The organism is Acidithiobacillus sp. AMEEHan, from assembly GCF_030996345.1.
GTDB lineage: Bacteria > Pseudomonadota > Gammaproteobacteria > Acidithiobacillales > Acidithiobacillaceae > Igneacidithiobacillus.
In genome coordinates this window covers 1908438-1923546 of record NZ_CP118747.1, presented here as the reverse complement: position 1 = coordinate 1923546, position 15109 = coordinate 1908438, and the positions used below count along the sequence as shown (strand labels likewise).

Below are 15109 nucleotides of genomic sequence, written 5' to 3'. Positions count from 1 at the left end.
TTCAGAGTACCTCGCCCAAAGTTTGTATAAAACGCTGGTTTTCCTCCGGCATGCCGACGCTCACCCGCAAGTGGGAAGACATGCCGTAAGGCCCCAGCGGCCGCACGATGACTCCCCGTTGCAGCAAGGCCTGGTAGAGCTCTTGCGCCGGGCGGGGAGTGAAAAAGGTGACAAAGTTGCCTGCAGCCGGCAGCGTTGTCAATCCGAGTCCGTGCAAGCCTTGCTCGAGAAGAGTGAGGCCGGCGCGATTGTTGGCCAAAGAGGCGGCCAGATGTTCCTCGTCGTCGAGGGCGGCGAGGGCCGCCACCTGCGCCAGGCTGTTGCTGTTGAAAGGCAGGCGTACACGCTCGAGGAGGCTGATCAGCGGGGCCGCACCAATGGCGTAACCACAGCGCAGACCCGCCAGGCCGTAGGCCTTGCTGAAGGTACGGGTGACCAGCAGATTGGGATGCTCGCCCAAGCGCTCGATCCCGTTGGGATAATCGAGGGCAGTCATCAACTCGGCATAGGCCTCATCGAGGACCACCAACACCTGCTCCGGAATCCGCGCCAGGAAGGCGTCGAGGGCAGCGGCAGGAAAATAAGTGCCGGTGGGATTATTGGGATTGGCCAGGAAGACCAGACGCGTGGCAGGCCCCACGCGCGCTGCCATGGCGTCGAGATCGTGACCGTAGTCCCGCGCCGGAACCTGGATCAGTTCTGCTCCCACGGAGCGCGCCGCAATGGCATAGGCAGAGAAGGCATACTGGGAGACGAGCACCTCGACCCCAGGACCGGCAAAGCAGCGGCAGAGCATGGTGAAGATCTCGTCGGAACCATTGCCGAGGAGGATCTGCTCCGGCGCCACCTGCAGGCGCTGGCCTAGGGCACGGCGCAATTCGGGTGCTGACCCTTCGGGATAACGCCCAAGTTCAGGAAGTGCCGCAGTAATGGCTGCCTGCACCTTGGCGCTGGTACCAAGGGGATTTTCGTTGGAGGCGAGCTTGATGGCGTCATCAATCCCCAGCTCGCGTTTCAGTTCCGCCAAAGGTTTGCCCGGCTGATAGGGTTGCAGGCCCTGAATCCAGGGCATCGTTTGCCATTGCGAAGTCATCAGTACACCGCCCGTGGATAGCTGCCCAAAATGCGCAGGAAGGCCGCCGTCTCCTGTAGGCTGGCGAGGACCTCCTGCACCCTGGCATCCTGTTGATGGCCAAGGAAATCGAGGTAAAACACATACTGCCAGCGCGCACTGCGCGAGGGCCGGGACTCGATGCGGGTGAGGCTGATTTCGGCCGCCGCAAAAGGCGCCAGAAGGGTATAGAGGCTGCCGGCACGGTGGGCACCACCCACTACGATGCTGGTCTTGTCGGCACCGGTACTGCGGGTGGGAATCTTGCCGATGACCCAAAAGCGGGTGCTGTTTTCGGGATTGTCTTCGATCCCTTCGGCAAGGATCTGCAAGCCGGCATGCTGTGCCGCCGCTCGAGTGGAGACGGCGGCCCCCTCAGGATCGCTGGCGGCGCGCTGGGCGGCCTCGGCGTTACTCGGCGCATCGCAGAGTTCAACACCCGGGAGGTTCTGCGCCAACCACTGGCGACATTGCGCCCGGGTCTGGTAATGCACATGTACGCGGCGGATAGCTTCTCGGGGAATGGCAGCGACAAGATTGTGGACGATGCGCAATTCCACCTCACCGCAGATCTGCAAGGGATAATCGAGCATGAGGTCGAGGGTCTGATTGACCGCTCCCTCGGTGCTGTTCTCGACAGGTACCACCCCGAATTGGGCGGCACCACTGTCGGTCAGGCGAAAGATCTCGGCGATGTTACCGACCGGCACGAAAGCCGCCGCATGGCCAAACTGTTTTTCGGCGGCAAGTTGCGAAAACGTTCCTACGGGGCCGAGGTAGGCCACCTGCAGCGGCTGCTCCAGAGCCAGGCCCGCGGAGATGATTTCGCGAAAGATAGTGCCGATTTGCTCGGCGCTGTAGGGACCGGGATTCTGCTCCACCACCCGACGCAGAATTTCGGCCTCACGGTCGGGATGATAAAACTGTGTGCTTCCCGCTGCCTGTTTGCACGCGCCGACTTCCTGCGTCAGGCGCCCACGTTCGCCAAGTAAGCGCAGGATCTCGGCATCGATGCGGTCGATCTCCCGGCGCAACTGCAGGAGTTCTGCCTCCCCCGTTTTAGCCATGGCGGCGGGCAAAATCGTGGAGGAAGTCGACCAGAGCCCATACCCCGGCCTCGGGCATGGCGTTATAGATCGAGGCGCGCATCCCGCCGAGTAGTCGATGCCCCTTGAGCTGCAGCAGACCCCTCTCCCCCGCTTCCCGCAAGAAGACGGCATCGAGGGCCGGGTCATGAAGAAAGAAGGGAACATTCATCCGCGAGCGATTGGCGACTGCGACGTCATTGCGGTAGAAACCACCAGAACCATCGATGGCAGCATACAATGCCGCCGCCTTGCGGGCATTGATTTCGGCCATGGCCGGCAGGCCACCCTGCTGCAGGAGCCAGCGAAACACCAGACCCGCAACGTAGATGGCGAAGGTGGGCGGGGTGTTGTACATCGAATCGTGTTCCGCATGCACGGCGTAATTGAGCATGGTCGGCACGTCTGCTCCCGCCTGTCCAAGGAGATCGTCGCGGATGATAACCAGGGTCAGACCCGCCGGTCCGACATTCTTCTGCGCACCAGCGTAAATCAGAGCAAAACGACTAACATCCAGGGGCTTGGACAGGATATTGGAAGAGGCATCGCTGACCAGCGGCACCTCGCCCAGCTCAGGGACAAAATCAAATTCTATGCCATCGACCGTCTCGTTATCGGCAATGTGGCAGTAGCGATGCTCTGGACGTAGTTGCCAGCTCTCCTGCCGCGGTACGGCATGGCCCGCTACCCCCGCGTTGCTGGCGATGACATCGATCTCGCCGAAGCGCTTGGCCTCGCTGCTCGCCTTGCGCGACCAGATGCCGGTCTCGACATAGGCGGCACGACCACCCGCGAGCAGATTCATTGGCACCATGGCAAACTGCTGACTGGCTCCACCCTGCAAAAACAGGACACGATAATTTTCAGGAATGGCGAGCAGTGCGCGCAGATCGGCCTCAGCCTGGGCAATGATGCCCATATACTCTGGGCCGCGATGACTCATCTCCATCACCGACATCCCGCTACCGTGCCAGTCCGGAAGTTCTTCTTGGACCTGCGCCAGAACCGGCTTGGGCAATACCGCCGGGCCGGCGCTGAAATTGTAGATCTCTTGGTGCATCAAAGGTCTACGGGCAGTTCTCCCTGCCCCTCCTCGTCGTCTTCGCTATCGGCGATCAATGCCAGGCCCGCCAGATGTTCACCTTCACCCAGATTGATCAGACGCACGCCCTGGGCATTGCGACCGGTGCGGCGAATTTCGCGCACTGCCATGCGGATCAGGGTGCCGCCATCGGAAACCAGCATCAGCTCATCGCTGTCCTGCACTGCCAGGGCGCCCACGACCTTGCCATTGCGGGCATTGCTCTGGATGGCGATGACCCCTTTTCCACCACGATTGGTGCGCCGATACTCGGCCACCGGGGTGAGCTTGCCATAGCCATTGGCGGTGGCGGTGAGGATCACCTGACTTTCCTCGACCAGTTGCGCAGAGATGACGCGATCCTCCTCCGCCAAGGAGATACCGCGCACACCTCGAGCGGTACGACCCATGGAGCGCACCTTGTCTTCCGGGAACCGCACCGCCATACCGTCGCGGGTGAAAAGCATGAATTCCCGCTGACCATCGGAGAGACACACGGCTACCAGACGATCACCCGGATCGAGGTTGATGGCATTGATGCCTTGGTTGCGAGGCCGCGAGTACTCCATGAGCGGGGTCTTTTTGACCACGCCGTGCGCCGTCACCATACAGACATAGTAACCTTCGAGGAATTCCCGTACCGGCAGCACCGTGGTGATCCGCTCGGTAGGGGCGAGGGACAAAAGGTTGACGATAGGCTTGCCGCGCGCGCCCCGCCCCGCCTGAGGAAGCTGATATACCTTTTCCCAAAACACCTTGCCGAGGTTGCTGAAAAAAAGCACATAGGCATGCGTCGAGGCGACAAACATCCGCTCGACGAAATCCTCTTCCTTGGTGGTGGTCGCGACCTTACCGCGCCCACCACGCCGCTGCGCATTGAAGGCCGTTACCGGCTGCGCCTTGATGTAGCCAGCGTGGGTGAAGGTGACGACCATGTCTTCTTCAGCGATCAGGTCTTCGTTGCTGATGTTCCCGGTATCCGCCACGATCTCACTGCGCCGTGCATCGCCGTACTGGTCGCGGATGGCGACCAGCTCTTCCCGTACCACCGCCATCAGCCGCGTCTCGGAGCCGAGGATGGCGAGGAGCTCACCGATCCGTTCGAGCAGGCCGAGATACTCATCGCGGATCTTGTCCTGCTCAAGACCGGTCAAGCGGTGCAGGCGCAGGTCGAGGATAGCCTGGGCCTGCGCCTCGGAGAGGTGATAGCCGTCCGCCTGCAGTCCCGCCGATGGCTCGCCGCGCTCGCGCAACAAAGCCTCGACCATGCCCGGTTGCCAGACCCGCGCCAGCATCTGCGCCTTGGCCTCCGCCGGATTGGCGGCGGCACGGATCAAGGCGATCAGGGCATCGATATTGGCGAGAGCAACCGCGAGTCCTTCAAGGATATGGGCCCGATCCCGCGCCTTGCGTAGCTCGAAGATGCTGCGCCGGGTGACGACTTCGCGGCGGTGGCGTAGGAAGGCCTGCAACAGGTCGCGCAGCCCCAAGGTGCGCGGTGCACCGTCGAGAAGTGCCACCGTATTGATATTGAAGACACTTTGCATGGCGCTGTGTTGGTACAGATTGTTCAGTACCACGTCGCCATTGGCATCGCGCTTGAGCTCGATGGCAATGCGCATACCCGACTTATCGGATTCGTCGCGCAGGTCGGAGATCCCATCGAGACGCTTCTCCTTGACCATCTCGGCAATGCGCTCGATGAGCTTCGCCTTGTTCACCTGGTAGGGCAGCTCGGTGACAATGATGCTCTGCCGCCCGGATTTCTTGTCCGTTTCGAATTCCGCGCGGGCGCGCATCACTACCCGGCCGCGCCCGGTACGGTAGGCCTCGACGGCGCCTTCCCGCCCCAGAATGATTCCGGCAGTGGGAAAATCCGGCGCCGGTACCAGCGCGAACAAGCTTTCATCGCTCAGCTCTGGATCGTCGATCAAGGCCACACAGGCGTTCATGACTTCGGTCAGGTTGTGTGGCGGGATGTTGGTCGCCATACCTACGGCAATACCCGCTGAGCCATTGATCAGCAGGTTGGGAATGCGCGCCGGCAAGACCAGCGGCTCGACTTCCTTCTCATCGTAGTTGGGCCCGAAGTCGACGGTCTCCTTATCGATATCGGCGAGCATCTCGTGGGCGATCCGTGCCATGCGTACTTCGGTGTAGCGCATGGCGGCAGGGCTGTCGCCATCCACCGAACCAAAGTTACCTTGCCCGTCGATGAGCGGGTAGCGCATGGAGAAATCCTGCGCCATACGCACGATGGTGTCGTAGACCGCCGTGTCGCCGTGCGGATGGTATTTCCCGATGACATCGCCAACCACACGCGCCGACTTCTTGTAGGGCTTGTTCCAGTCGTTGTTCATCTCATGCATGGCGTAAAGCACACGCCGATGCACCGGCTTGAGGCCGTCGCGGACGTCCGGCAGGGCGCGCCCGACGATGACGCTCATGGCGTAGTCCAAGTAGGACTGCCGCATCTCCTGTTCGAGACTGACGGGGAAGGTTTCCTTGGCGAAATCTACCATTTATTGTGTATCCAACGATCGAGACATCAAGGGATTATGCCAGCATTCGCTGGGCGGCGCACTCGCTCAGGGCCGTAGCCTTGCCAACGCCTGGGTGTAGGGCGCTCGCGCCACACCGCGCTCGGTAATGATGCCGGCAATGAGGCTCGCCGGGGTGACGTCAAAGGCGGGATTACACACCGCAACTTCGGCTGGCGACATCTGTTGACCGCCACAGCGACGCACCTCATCGGCCGCGCGCTCCTCGATGACGATCTCGCTACCCTCTGGCATGGCAAAATCCACCGTACTCAGGGGCGCGGCGACGAAGAAGGGGATCTGGTGGTAGTGTGCCAACACTGCCAGGCTGTAGGTGCCAATCTTGTTGGCTGCATCACCATTCGCGGCGATGCGGTCGGCACCGACGATCACCGCCTGGATCTTGCCGGTCGCCATCAAATGACCGGCCGCAGCATCCACATTCAGCGAGAAAGGAATCCCCTCTTTCTGCAGCTCCCAGGCCGTCAGCCGCGCACCCTGCAACCAAGGGCGCGTTTCATCGGCGTAGATCTGCCAATCGCGTCCAGCAGCAAAACCGGCACGAATCACCCCCAACGCAGTACCATAGCCACCAGTCGCCAGGCTCCCGGTGTTGCAGTGGGTGAGGATGCCGCCGTGCTCGGGCAGAGCTTCCACGCCGTAACGCCCCATGCGCTGGTTGTCGGCAATGTCTTGGGCGAGGAGAGCATGGGCAGCTTGCAACAGCACGGCCCGCGCCGCCGCTGCACTGGATTGCGCACAGGCCAGCTCCAGTTGCCGGTCGATGGCCCAGGCGAGGTTCACCGCCGTTGGCCTTGCCGCTCGCAATTCTTCAGCCGCATGTGCCAGCGCCGCCTGCCAATCGGCTTGCTGGGCTGCGCCGTCTATCGCCAAGACCATGGCGTACGCAGCGGTGATGCCGATCGCTGGCGCACCCCGCACCACCATGTCGGTAATCGCTTGGCCGGCAGAGCGGTAGTCCGCAAGCTCGAGGTAGATCTCTTCGGCCGGCAGACGCCGCTGGTCGAGCAATAGCAACTGATTGTCCTGCCAACGAATTGGACGGATCTCGGCACGCATGAGGCACACTCCTTGGGCGGTGGATTGGCGCCAATATACGAAGCAGCGAGGAGTCTGTAAAATTCGCCCCGACAACAACGAGTCAGGAATTCTCCCATGTCCAGCTACCCTCCCCTGCGCCTCCGTCGCCACGAAGACCGCCGCCTGCGTGCGGGCCACGTCTGGGTCTACAGCAACGAGGTCGATGCGACACAAACCCCTTTCGCCCAGCTGGAACCGGGAAGCGTGGTGCAGGTGGAGGATAGCCAGGGACATGCCCTCGGGCTGGCCCATCTCAGTCCGCATTCATTGCTCTGTGCCCGCCTGCTGACGCGCGACCTACGCGAAGCCATCGACGTCGACTTCTATCGCCGCCGCTTTGCCGCGGCGCGGGCCTTGCGGGAGCGTCTGCTCGACACGCCCTACCACCGGCTCGTCCACGGCGAGGGCGACGGCCTGCCCGGCCTGATTGTCGACCGCCATGGCGATACCCTCGTTTTGCAAATCGGTAGCCAGGGTATGGAGCGTGACCTTACCCTGATCGTCGCGGCATTGCAGGCGGAAATTCCACAACGGGGCATCCTGTTCAAGGCGACCGGCGTCGCGCGTAAGATGGAAGGATTGCCCGAGCGAGTCGAAGTGCTGGCCGGCGAAGTACCCGCAACAATTGAGATCGAGGAAAATGGCTGCCATTTCACCATTGACCCGTACACCGGACAAAAGACCGGCTGGTTTTACGATCACCGCGCTAATCGTCGCCTTTTGCAGCGCTTTGCCACGGGACGCCGGGTGCTCGATCTGTTCAGCTACACCGGCGCCTTCGCCCTGCCCCTGGCGCAAGCAGGTGCTGCAGAAGTGACTGCCGTTGACGCATCCGCCAGCGCCCTCGAGCTATTGCAGCGCAATGCCGCGGACAATGCTTTGCAGGACCAAGTGCGAATCTTGCAAGGCGACGTTCTCGACAAGTTGCGCCTATTGCGAGACCAAGGGGAAAGTTTTGACCTGATCGTGCTCGACCCCCCTGCCCTCATCAAATCGCGCAAGGATGTCAAAGAAGGCACCCAAGCGTATCGCCGCCTCAATGATTTGGCCCTGCGTCTGCTACGCCCTGGCGGGTTGCTTTTCACCGCTTCCTGTTCTTTCCATATGTCGCGGGATATGCTGCTGCGGGAAATCAGCCACGCCGCCGTGCGCAGCCCCTGTGTCATCCTTACCGAGGCCGGGCAGGATCTCGATCACCCGGCTCCCCCCGCCGTACCGGAGAGCCGTTACCTCAACGCCTTCCTGCTGCAGCGGCCAGAATGCCCGGAGGAAGAGCCGGATGCCCTCGATGAAGAAGACCCGAGCTTTTGACACCATGAAGGGAATGCCGCTACCATTCACGGCACGCAGAACACGCCCTTCGCCGTTGTAGCTCAGTCGGTAGAGCAACTGATTCGTAATCAGTAGGTCAGAGGTTCGATTCCCCTCAACGGCACCAATAATAACAGTAAGTTAGAAAAAACCAAAAGCGCTATTTTTGTTCTGGGTCAAGTTCTGGGTCAGTTTCAACATGATCTTTCGTGGCACGCAATGGTCAGTTGTGGCTTATGAGCTCCAATCATAGAGGGCGCCCGCTCTAGCAGTAAGCTCGCACTACCTTGGTGATAGTCCAAGACAAGAGAGGCGATCTCGTCCTCGGCGCGGCTGAGGGCTGCCAATTCCAGTAAAAGCTAATATATACAATCGATTCAGATAGTTGCGAAATAATCTACCAAGATTGCTCACCGAGTTCGCGGCGGGATCAGCATTAGTTAGCCGCCTGCTTTTTTAAGATGCGCCACTTCGCCCCTTGGATGAACAATCGTTATACTTGCGGCAATCGTCCGGACCTATTTGTGGACCAGCAAAACTTCCAACGAAGAAGGCTGCGCCAGGGTCTTGACACTGGGGGTTTATGTGAAATACTACCCATGGTCGGATTGTAACGATCCGGCTCGCCCCCTGCGGGCGGGGTGTCGTCACGCCCGCGATCTTTAAAATCAAGGTGATGTCATGTACGAAGAAGTTACGACCTTGTCAAGGTTCATGACCTTGGCGGAGGTTGCGCAGTATTTTGCAGTGTCAAGGTCGACCATTCGCAGGCGGTATACAAAGGACGGACCAGGGTTCGATGAGCGCTTTCCAACGCCAGTGCACGCTGGCCGCGCGATACGCTTTATTAGGGATGAGATTGTGCAGTACGCCGATCTACTTTGCACAGAACGCAAATTAGCGGTTTCAAAAGTCGATGCTGTCTAACAAATGCCCAAGTAAAATCTATTTATTTATTTTATAATTGTTAATCTAGCGCTTACAACTGATAAAACATACAATCACAAAAATATCAATATATACTATAAATTATTGAATATAAACAAATCGGCATTTTTTAGAACGTATCAAACAGACTCGCCTGAGTCTTACATTTTGATGCCATCCTGCTTCACAGGTCGGCGAAAGTTGGAATCGTCAGTCTAGAAGCAACTGCCCCCCCAAAGCCAACGCTTTGGGGGGTTTAATTTGCAATGGGTGTAAAAAGATCAATCAAAAAGTCGTGAAATATTTCACTAGATCCGCGAATCCGAGAGAAAATCTCCCGATCATGGGCTCTGATTGAGCCGTTTCGGCCCCTTACTTTTTCATCATCCTCCTAGCGGCTAGAAGTCGAACTGCTGTGAATTCAGCAGCCGCTCAACCAAAGTCGCCTTCACATTTCTTCCATCTGCAGTTAGGACGAATCCTTTGCACACGGCTACGCTTCGCCCAAGCTCCAGGAATGAAAGCACCCGCTCCAACTTCGCCTTTGCTCTAAGTCTACTTGGCCCAAATTGTTGAATGATGGATTTTCTAACGTACCAGTGATGGATCTTTCCGTCGAACCACGAAGAACCTGCTCCCTGTTGTAGAGTTCTATCGATAAAGCGTAGGAGATCTTCCGAATCGAGAAGCAAATCAGGGTCATGATCCGAGCGTTCCATCAAATCCAAAAGAGACTCAAAATAGCCCCAATAAATCTCTTCGGATCGCTTTATGTCTTCTATTTCGACTACCGTTTCGCCTGGCCTTTCCCACAGAGCAAGAAGACAGGCAACGCGAAGGACCTTTTCCACTACGCGCAGGGCCTCTTCTGGCCATTTGATGAAATAATCTTGGTTTATCTGAGCGTCGATACGCTTACTCATTTCTTTGGTGTAAAATTTTGCATCTGGACTAAGGGGAATAATTCGCCTATTTTTTGGATAATCTCGCCCTTTGCCGAAGGCGTGCACGAGGGCTTCCGTTAGACGTTTGTTCCAAAGTTCGATAAATTGATCATCTGTCGTGTCCGGCTCGCGCAGGATATGTTTTTCACCGACAACACTTCGCGGCATGATCAGAAACATTCGTGCAATCAACCCTGATGAGCGAAACTCCCGATCATTACGTAATTTGTTGCTCACGGTTCCTGATTGAGTCATGAAGCAAAGAGAAAGTCGAGGGTCCACAATTGCTACTTCGTAGTTCGCTCGAGCGACAACAATGTCCTCGCCGGAATATATCGAACAAAAATCCCGGTCGTTGCGAAAAAGCGTTTTGTTCAGCACGAGTTCGGCATCAAAGTTTAGCAGAACTCCGACAGGGTATGCTTTAGCAAGCATTTTGCGAAGTCCAGGGATTGTTGGGTCACTAAAAATCAGCCGTGCGAACATTTGTTTTGGCCGCTTTCTAATGCCCGTATCGTGATCCTGAGCCATGAGCAACATGACCTCGCGGTTGTAGTTTATTATTGGTCTGAAAATTTCCTGTCCGACTGCGGTTTTTCCGGTTCCACTTGGGGACTCGAAAATGCTGAAGAGGGATATTGGCAGCGGCCGTCCGTTGATCCCCTCGAGGTCATATTGCGGAGCCATGGCTGTAGCCCAAGCAGTCAACATCGAAAAAAAGATCATCGTGCCTGGGCCTTGGGTTTTGGCCTGAAATGCCGCAGCGATGCGCCTAAGGGACGGCGGAACAGCGCGATATGGGAACAGTTCACCGGAAACCAAGCCCTCGGGGGAGACTGCTGGAGGCGTTTGATATCTTTGATGCGGGGGAACATTGCTAAGCAGCGACAGATTCGGAACCGTGATAAAATTATTTTGTATGCCCATTAGAAACCTAAAATTTACGAATGGTAGACGTTTAGAGGCCTGCAGCCTCAACTTAGGTGAAACTAACTGCCGCTGCGTGCGTAGCTAAACTGGCTAAAATTAGCAGAATAGCGAATATGAAAAAGCGCTTTCGAAATCGAAAAAAATTAACAAGTTCCTCCCATAGCAAGTAGAATCTTTCTCTTACAAGGTTCGCCAACCAAGAGCTGACGATAATGCAGTGCGTAGAATCTCAGTTCTCCTCTGGCATGCTCAACTGACTATAATGCCCTACAATTTCTCCCTATCTATTACCTCTGGTCCACCTCCCATTCTGCTTGTCACGTCATTCTGTATTCGAATCGGCAATCTCTTTTAATCTCCTTGATGCTATTGGTCGATAGGCACAGGGTATGCGAATACAGCGGTTAACACAATTAAATCATATGGTTGCATTTGCATTTATCACATGGCATTAGATGTCACAGGCTATCACATTAAATGTTTTATTATGCATATTAACTACATAAATAATGAAAAGCCCCAATCTGTTGGCACGGCGACAGTACTGGGCCAGATTTTAGTCACTGATTGTGTTCAATCTCTGCGGAATCGTACCGGTCTGCATCTTTTTGTTTGTCTTGATTACATTTCCCAACGATAAAAAGACGTGATCATCGAAATATTTATGGTCATATATCACTACGATGGTCCATCCCCTTGGATGGCTGGTTCATCGTGGAGGAAATCATGGAGTGTCCGTTCTGTGGCAGTGAGTCGGTGGTAGAGAGACGCGTTGGTCGGCGGGTTGGCGGTGCCTTAGGAACAGCGGCGGGTGCTGTCGCTGGAGGTTCAGCGGCGCTTACCGGAGCAGAGGCCGGCGCCGCCTTGGGTTCGATTCTCGCGGGTCCCCTGGGTACGGCGGCCGGAGGTCTTGCCGGAGTAGTGTTGGGTGGTTTGCTGGGTGCCGTCGTGGGTGGGCGTGCTGGAGAAGAAGCTGGCGCCATCGTGGACGATCGGATTCTGGATCCCTTCGTTTGTGAGGACTGTGGGCGCAGTTTTCGTCTCCCCATTTGCAAGTAAATTTTGGCGTTTCTGTATCAACCCTTGATCCCCGGTGGCATCGTGCCTCCGGGGATTTTCTTTGTCTGTTGATTCATAGGAGAACCCTTATGGCACATCTAGTAGAAACCATGGCCTTTGTACGTGAGACCCCCTGGCATGGCCTGGGGAACCGGTTGCCAGAGAAGCAACCTTTGGACGTCTGGCTGCAGGCGGCGGGGATGGACTGGACCATCGAGAACACAGAAGCTCTGTATTCGGCTGGGAGTGGGACCGATCGTCGGATTCAGGTGAATCCCGATGCCCGCGTGCTCTATCGGTCGGACACTGGCGCTCCCTTGTCGGTGGTATCCAACCGCTATCAGGTAGTGCAGCCTCGGGAGATTCTGGAGTTCTACCGGGATCTCGTGGAGGTCGGTGGTTTTGCTCTGGAAACCGCAGGCGTCTTGAAGGGCGGCAAGAAACTCTGGGCACTGGCCAAGACGGGGGACGAGTTCCTGTTGCGGGGCGGGGATCGGGTCAAGGGCTATTTGCTGCTGGCCACCAGCTGTGACGGCACCTTGGCCACCACGGCGCAGTTCACCTCCGTTCGGGTGGTCTGCAACAACACCCTGCAGCTCTCGGTGGAGCAAGACAAAGAGGGGCCCATCAAGGTGCCCCATTCCACCACCTTCGATCCCGATGCCGTGAAAGCCGCTTTGGGTGTGGGAGCTACGGCTTGGGGGCGCTTTGCCGAGACCGCCAAGACCTTGGCCGATCGAAAGGTCAACCGGCTGGATGTCACCAAGTTTGTGATTCATGTTCTGGGAGACAAAGACGCTCCTATCACGGCCCAGCCCAACGAAAAGGCGCTGAAGGGCGTCATCGAGCTCTTTGCTGGGCAAGGCAAGGGCAGCCAGTTGGCTTCCAGTGACGGCACGGCCTGGGGTTTGGTCAATGCTGTAACGGAATACGTGGATCATCACCGTCGAGCCAAGAGCCGGGATACTCGTCTCGACTCTGCCTGGTTCGGTCAGGGTGCCAGCATCAAGGCCAAAGCCTGGACGGAGGCGCTGAAGTTGGTGGCCTGAGTTGCTGTGCCCTTAGAACTGTATATCTGTACAGTATCCTGTCTCATCCGCCCCTACGGTCCTGTCCGTGGGGGCTTTTGGTTTTGGAGGACATCATGAGTGCCTTACGTTTGGTATCGACCCGCAGTCTGTCTCGGGAAGAGTGGCTCCAGTGGCGCAACCGGGGCATTGGCTCCAGTGACGCTGCCGCAGCGGTGGGGCTGTCTCCCTATCGTGCGCCCTTGTCGTTGTGGCTGGAAAAGACCGGTCGAAAAGAGCCCGTGGATCTAAGTGACAAGGAAGCGGTGTATTGGGGAACGGTCCTGGAGCCTCTCATCGCCCAAGCCTACGCAAAGAAGACCGGCAAGAAGGTACGGCGGGTGCAGGCCATACTCCTACATCCGGAGCATCCCTTTCTTCTCGCCAATCTGGATAGAGCGATCGAGGGTGGCGGTATCCTCGAAATCAAGACCTCGGGCCTGCGCAGTCAGGGAATCTGGGAAGAAGGCATTCCGACCCACTACCGCATCCAAGTCCTGCATCAGCTTCTCGTCACCGGCAAATCGTGGGCAGAAGTTGCCGTCCTCATTGGCGGTCAGGAGCTTCGGATCTATCACCTGGAACCAGAAGCAAGAGAACTCCAGCAGCTTATGGAAGTGGAACAGGCTTTTTGGCGCTACGTCGAGACCGACACCCCACCCCCTGCCGATGGCTCGGATTCCTGTCGGCAGGCGTTACAGGATCTGTATCCCCGCTCCACGGCCACCCTCATCGACTACACCGAGCATCGGGCCATGGGAGAGCTTTTCCGTGAGCTGGTGCAGGTGCGTCATCAGAGAAAGGGCATCGAGCAGCAAGAGGCCATGTTGGAGCAACGCATGAAGGAGGCGTTGGGCGATGCCGAAGGCGCTCTCTTCTTACAGGGGAAGGTGCTGTGGAAAAGCAGTAAAGACAGCCGGGTGCTGGACGGCAAGCGGCTCATCGAGGAACACCCCGATTGGCTGGCGCCGTATTGGATCAGCAAACCCGGCAGCCGCCGGTTCACCGTACAAGCAGAGTAAGGAGATATCATCATGATTAAAGGACTCGCCATCACCCCGCCCGTATTGGGGCGGATTGCCATTGGCAAAGTCGTAGAGAAAAACGGCAAGCGTCTGCCCGAAAAGGACGACGCCTTTACCATCACCACCCAGGTGCAGCAGCAGGGAGAATGGATGATCCATCCTCTACATCTGCAACTCCAACAGAGCCAAGGGAATCAGAGGCTGCGCTCTATTCCCGTAACCCTGCTATTCAATGATCCCGAACTGAACCTACGGGCCGATTACAGCGCCTTCGACAAGGCCACAGGCAGGCCGCTTTGTGTGGGTAATGGGGAATCCGCAAGACGAATGACCGCGGAGGGTACCCAAACGGTGCCCTGTCCGGGTCCCGGTCTCTGCGCCTTTGGCCAAGAAGCACGGTGTAAACCCTATGGGCGGCTCAACGTGCAGGTCGAGGGGCAAGAGGATCCCTTGGCGTCCTTTATCTTCCGCACCACCGGCTTCAACAGCATACGAACACTAGCGGCACGGCTCAGCTACTGGAATGCCCTGAGTCATGGGTCTGCAAAGTATCTGCCGCTGTCCCTGAAACTGCGGGCCAAAAGCACCACCCAGAGCCACAGGGCGCCCATCTACTACGTGGATCTTACCCTACGGGAGGGAGTGGACACGGCAGAAGCTCTGCGGCAAGCTACCAGCCAAGGACAGGAACAGAAAGAGGCCGATCATGCCTTGGAAGCCGCAGCCAGACTTGGGTTCAGCAATGGGCTCCTGGAAGAGACCGAAGAGGAACGGGAAGCCGTGCTGGAGGAGTTCTTTGGCGCAGAGTGCACCCCGGAGCAATTTGTTGGCCGAGCCCGCCCACAGACAGCGGCGTAAGGTGCTTTCCTCACAAGAGACCAAAGAAGCACGCCAACTGGGGCGTGCTTCTTTTTTTCAAGGCGTGTCG

Annotated in this window: 12 protein-coding genes and 1 tRNA gene; 7 read left to right on the top strand and 6 right to left on the bottom strand. The window is 57.6% G+C overall.

The features are described 5' to 3' along the window. Position 1: 1 nt before the first annotated feature. From hisC to mtnA, 5 genes are all read right to left on the bottom strand, one after another. A complete protein-coding gene (gene hisC / locus ORD17_RS09950) occupies positions 2-1093 on the bottom strand; it encodes a histidinol-phosphate transaminase (protein ID WP_308388347.1) in 1092 nt (363 codons plus the stop codon). Then, complete coding sequence (gene pheA / locus ORD17_RS09945; protein ID WP_308388345.1) at positions 1093-2178, bottom strand: prephenate dehydratase; 1086 nt, start codon at positions 2176-2178, stop codon at positions 1093-1095. The genes hisC and pheA overlap by 1 nt, the downstream gene beginning before the upstream one ends. Then, positions 2171-3256: a 3-phosphoserine/phosphohydroxythreonine transaminase gene (gene serC / locus ORD17_RS09940; protein ID WP_308388343.1), complete on the bottom strand. Its 1086-nt coding sequence runs from the start codon at positions 3254-3256 to the stop codon at positions 2171-2173. The genes pheA and serC overlap by 8 nt, the downstream gene beginning before the upstream one ends. Beyond that, on the bottom strand, positions 3256-5799 hold the full coding sequence (gyrA, locus tag ORD17_RS09935; RefSeq protein ID WP_308388342.1) for a DNA gyrase subunit A: 2544 nt from the start codon (positions 5797-5799) through the stop codon (positions 3256-3258). Before gyrA ends, serC begins: the two co-directional genes overlap by 1 nt. A gap of 66 nt (positions 5800-5865) precedes the next feature. Continuing rightward, positions 5866-6897: an S-methyl-5-thioribose-1-phosphate isomerase gene (gene mtnA, locus ORD17_RS09930; RefSeq protein WP_308388341.1), complete on the bottom strand. Its 1032-nt coding sequence runs from the start codon at positions 6895-6897 to the stop codon at positions 5866-5868. A gap of 96 nt (positions 6898-6993) precedes the next feature. Here mtnA and ORD17_RS09925 point away from each other — a divergent pair, with 96 nt between their 5' ends. The 3 genes from ORD17_RS09925 to ORD17_RS13500 all read left to right on the top strand — a co-directional run bounded on the left by ORD17_RS09925 (position 6994) and on the right by ORD17_RS13500 (position 9156). Beyond that, positions 6994-8229 (top strand): class I SAM-dependent rRNA methyltransferase, encoded by a 1236-nt coding sequence (locus tag ORD17_RS09925; RefSeq protein WP_308388339.1) that lies wholly within the window; start codon positions 6994-6996, stop codon positions 8227-8229. 51 nt (positions 8230-8280) lie between these two features. Beyond that, positions 8281-8356, top strand: a tRNA-Thr gene (locus tag ORD17_RS09920). A 554-nt stretch (positions 8357-8910) separates the two neighbouring features. Further along, a complete protein-coding gene (locus tag ORD17_RS13500) occupies positions 8911-9156 on the top strand; it encodes a helix-turn-helix transcriptional regulator (RefSeq protein WP_374693372.1) in 246 nt (81 codons plus the stop codon). Positions 9157-9554: 398 nt separating this feature from the next. Here the strand turns inward: ORD17_RS13500 and ORD17_RS09915 are convergent, their stop codons facing one another. Next, positions 9555-11027 carry a DUF3987 domain-containing protein gene (locus ORD17_RS09915; RefSeq protein ID WP_308388338.1) on the bottom strand — a complete coding sequence of 491 codons (1473 nt, stop codon included), beginning with the start codon at positions 11025-11027 and terminating at the stop codon, positions 9555-9557. A gap of 729 nt (positions 11028-11756) precedes the next feature. Between ORD17_RS09915 and ORD17_RS09910 the strand changes: the two genes are divergently transcribed. The 4 genes from ORD17_RS09910 to ORD17_RS09895 all read left to right on the top strand — a co-directional run bounded on the left by ORD17_RS09910 (position 11757) and on the right by ORD17_RS09895 (position 15039). Further along, positions 11757-12089 carry a hypothetical protein gene (locus tag ORD17_RS09910; protein WP_308388337.1) on the top strand — a complete coding sequence of 111 codons (333 nt, stop codon included), beginning with the start codon at positions 11757-11759 and terminating at the stop codon, positions 12087-12089. A gap of 89 nt (positions 12090-12178) precedes the next feature. After that, on the top strand, positions 12179-13138 hold the full coding sequence (locus ORD17_RS09905) for a DUF932 domain-containing protein (RefSeq protein WP_308388336.1): 960 nt from the start codon (positions 12179-12181) through the stop codon (positions 13136-13138). Between the two features lie 95 nt (positions 13139-13233). Next, positions 13234-14178, top strand: a complete 945-nt coding sequence (locus ORD17_RS09900) for a lambda-exonuclease family protein (protein ID WP_308388335.1) — start codon at positions 13234-13236, stop codon at positions 14176-14178. Between the two features lie 12 nt (positions 14179-14190). After that, on the top strand, positions 14191-15039 hold the full coding sequence (locus tag ORD17_RS09895; RefSeq protein ID WP_308388333.1) for a hypothetical protein: 849 nt from the start codon (positions 14191-14193) through the stop codon (positions 15037-15039). Positions 15040-15109: the final 70 nt, after the last annotated feature.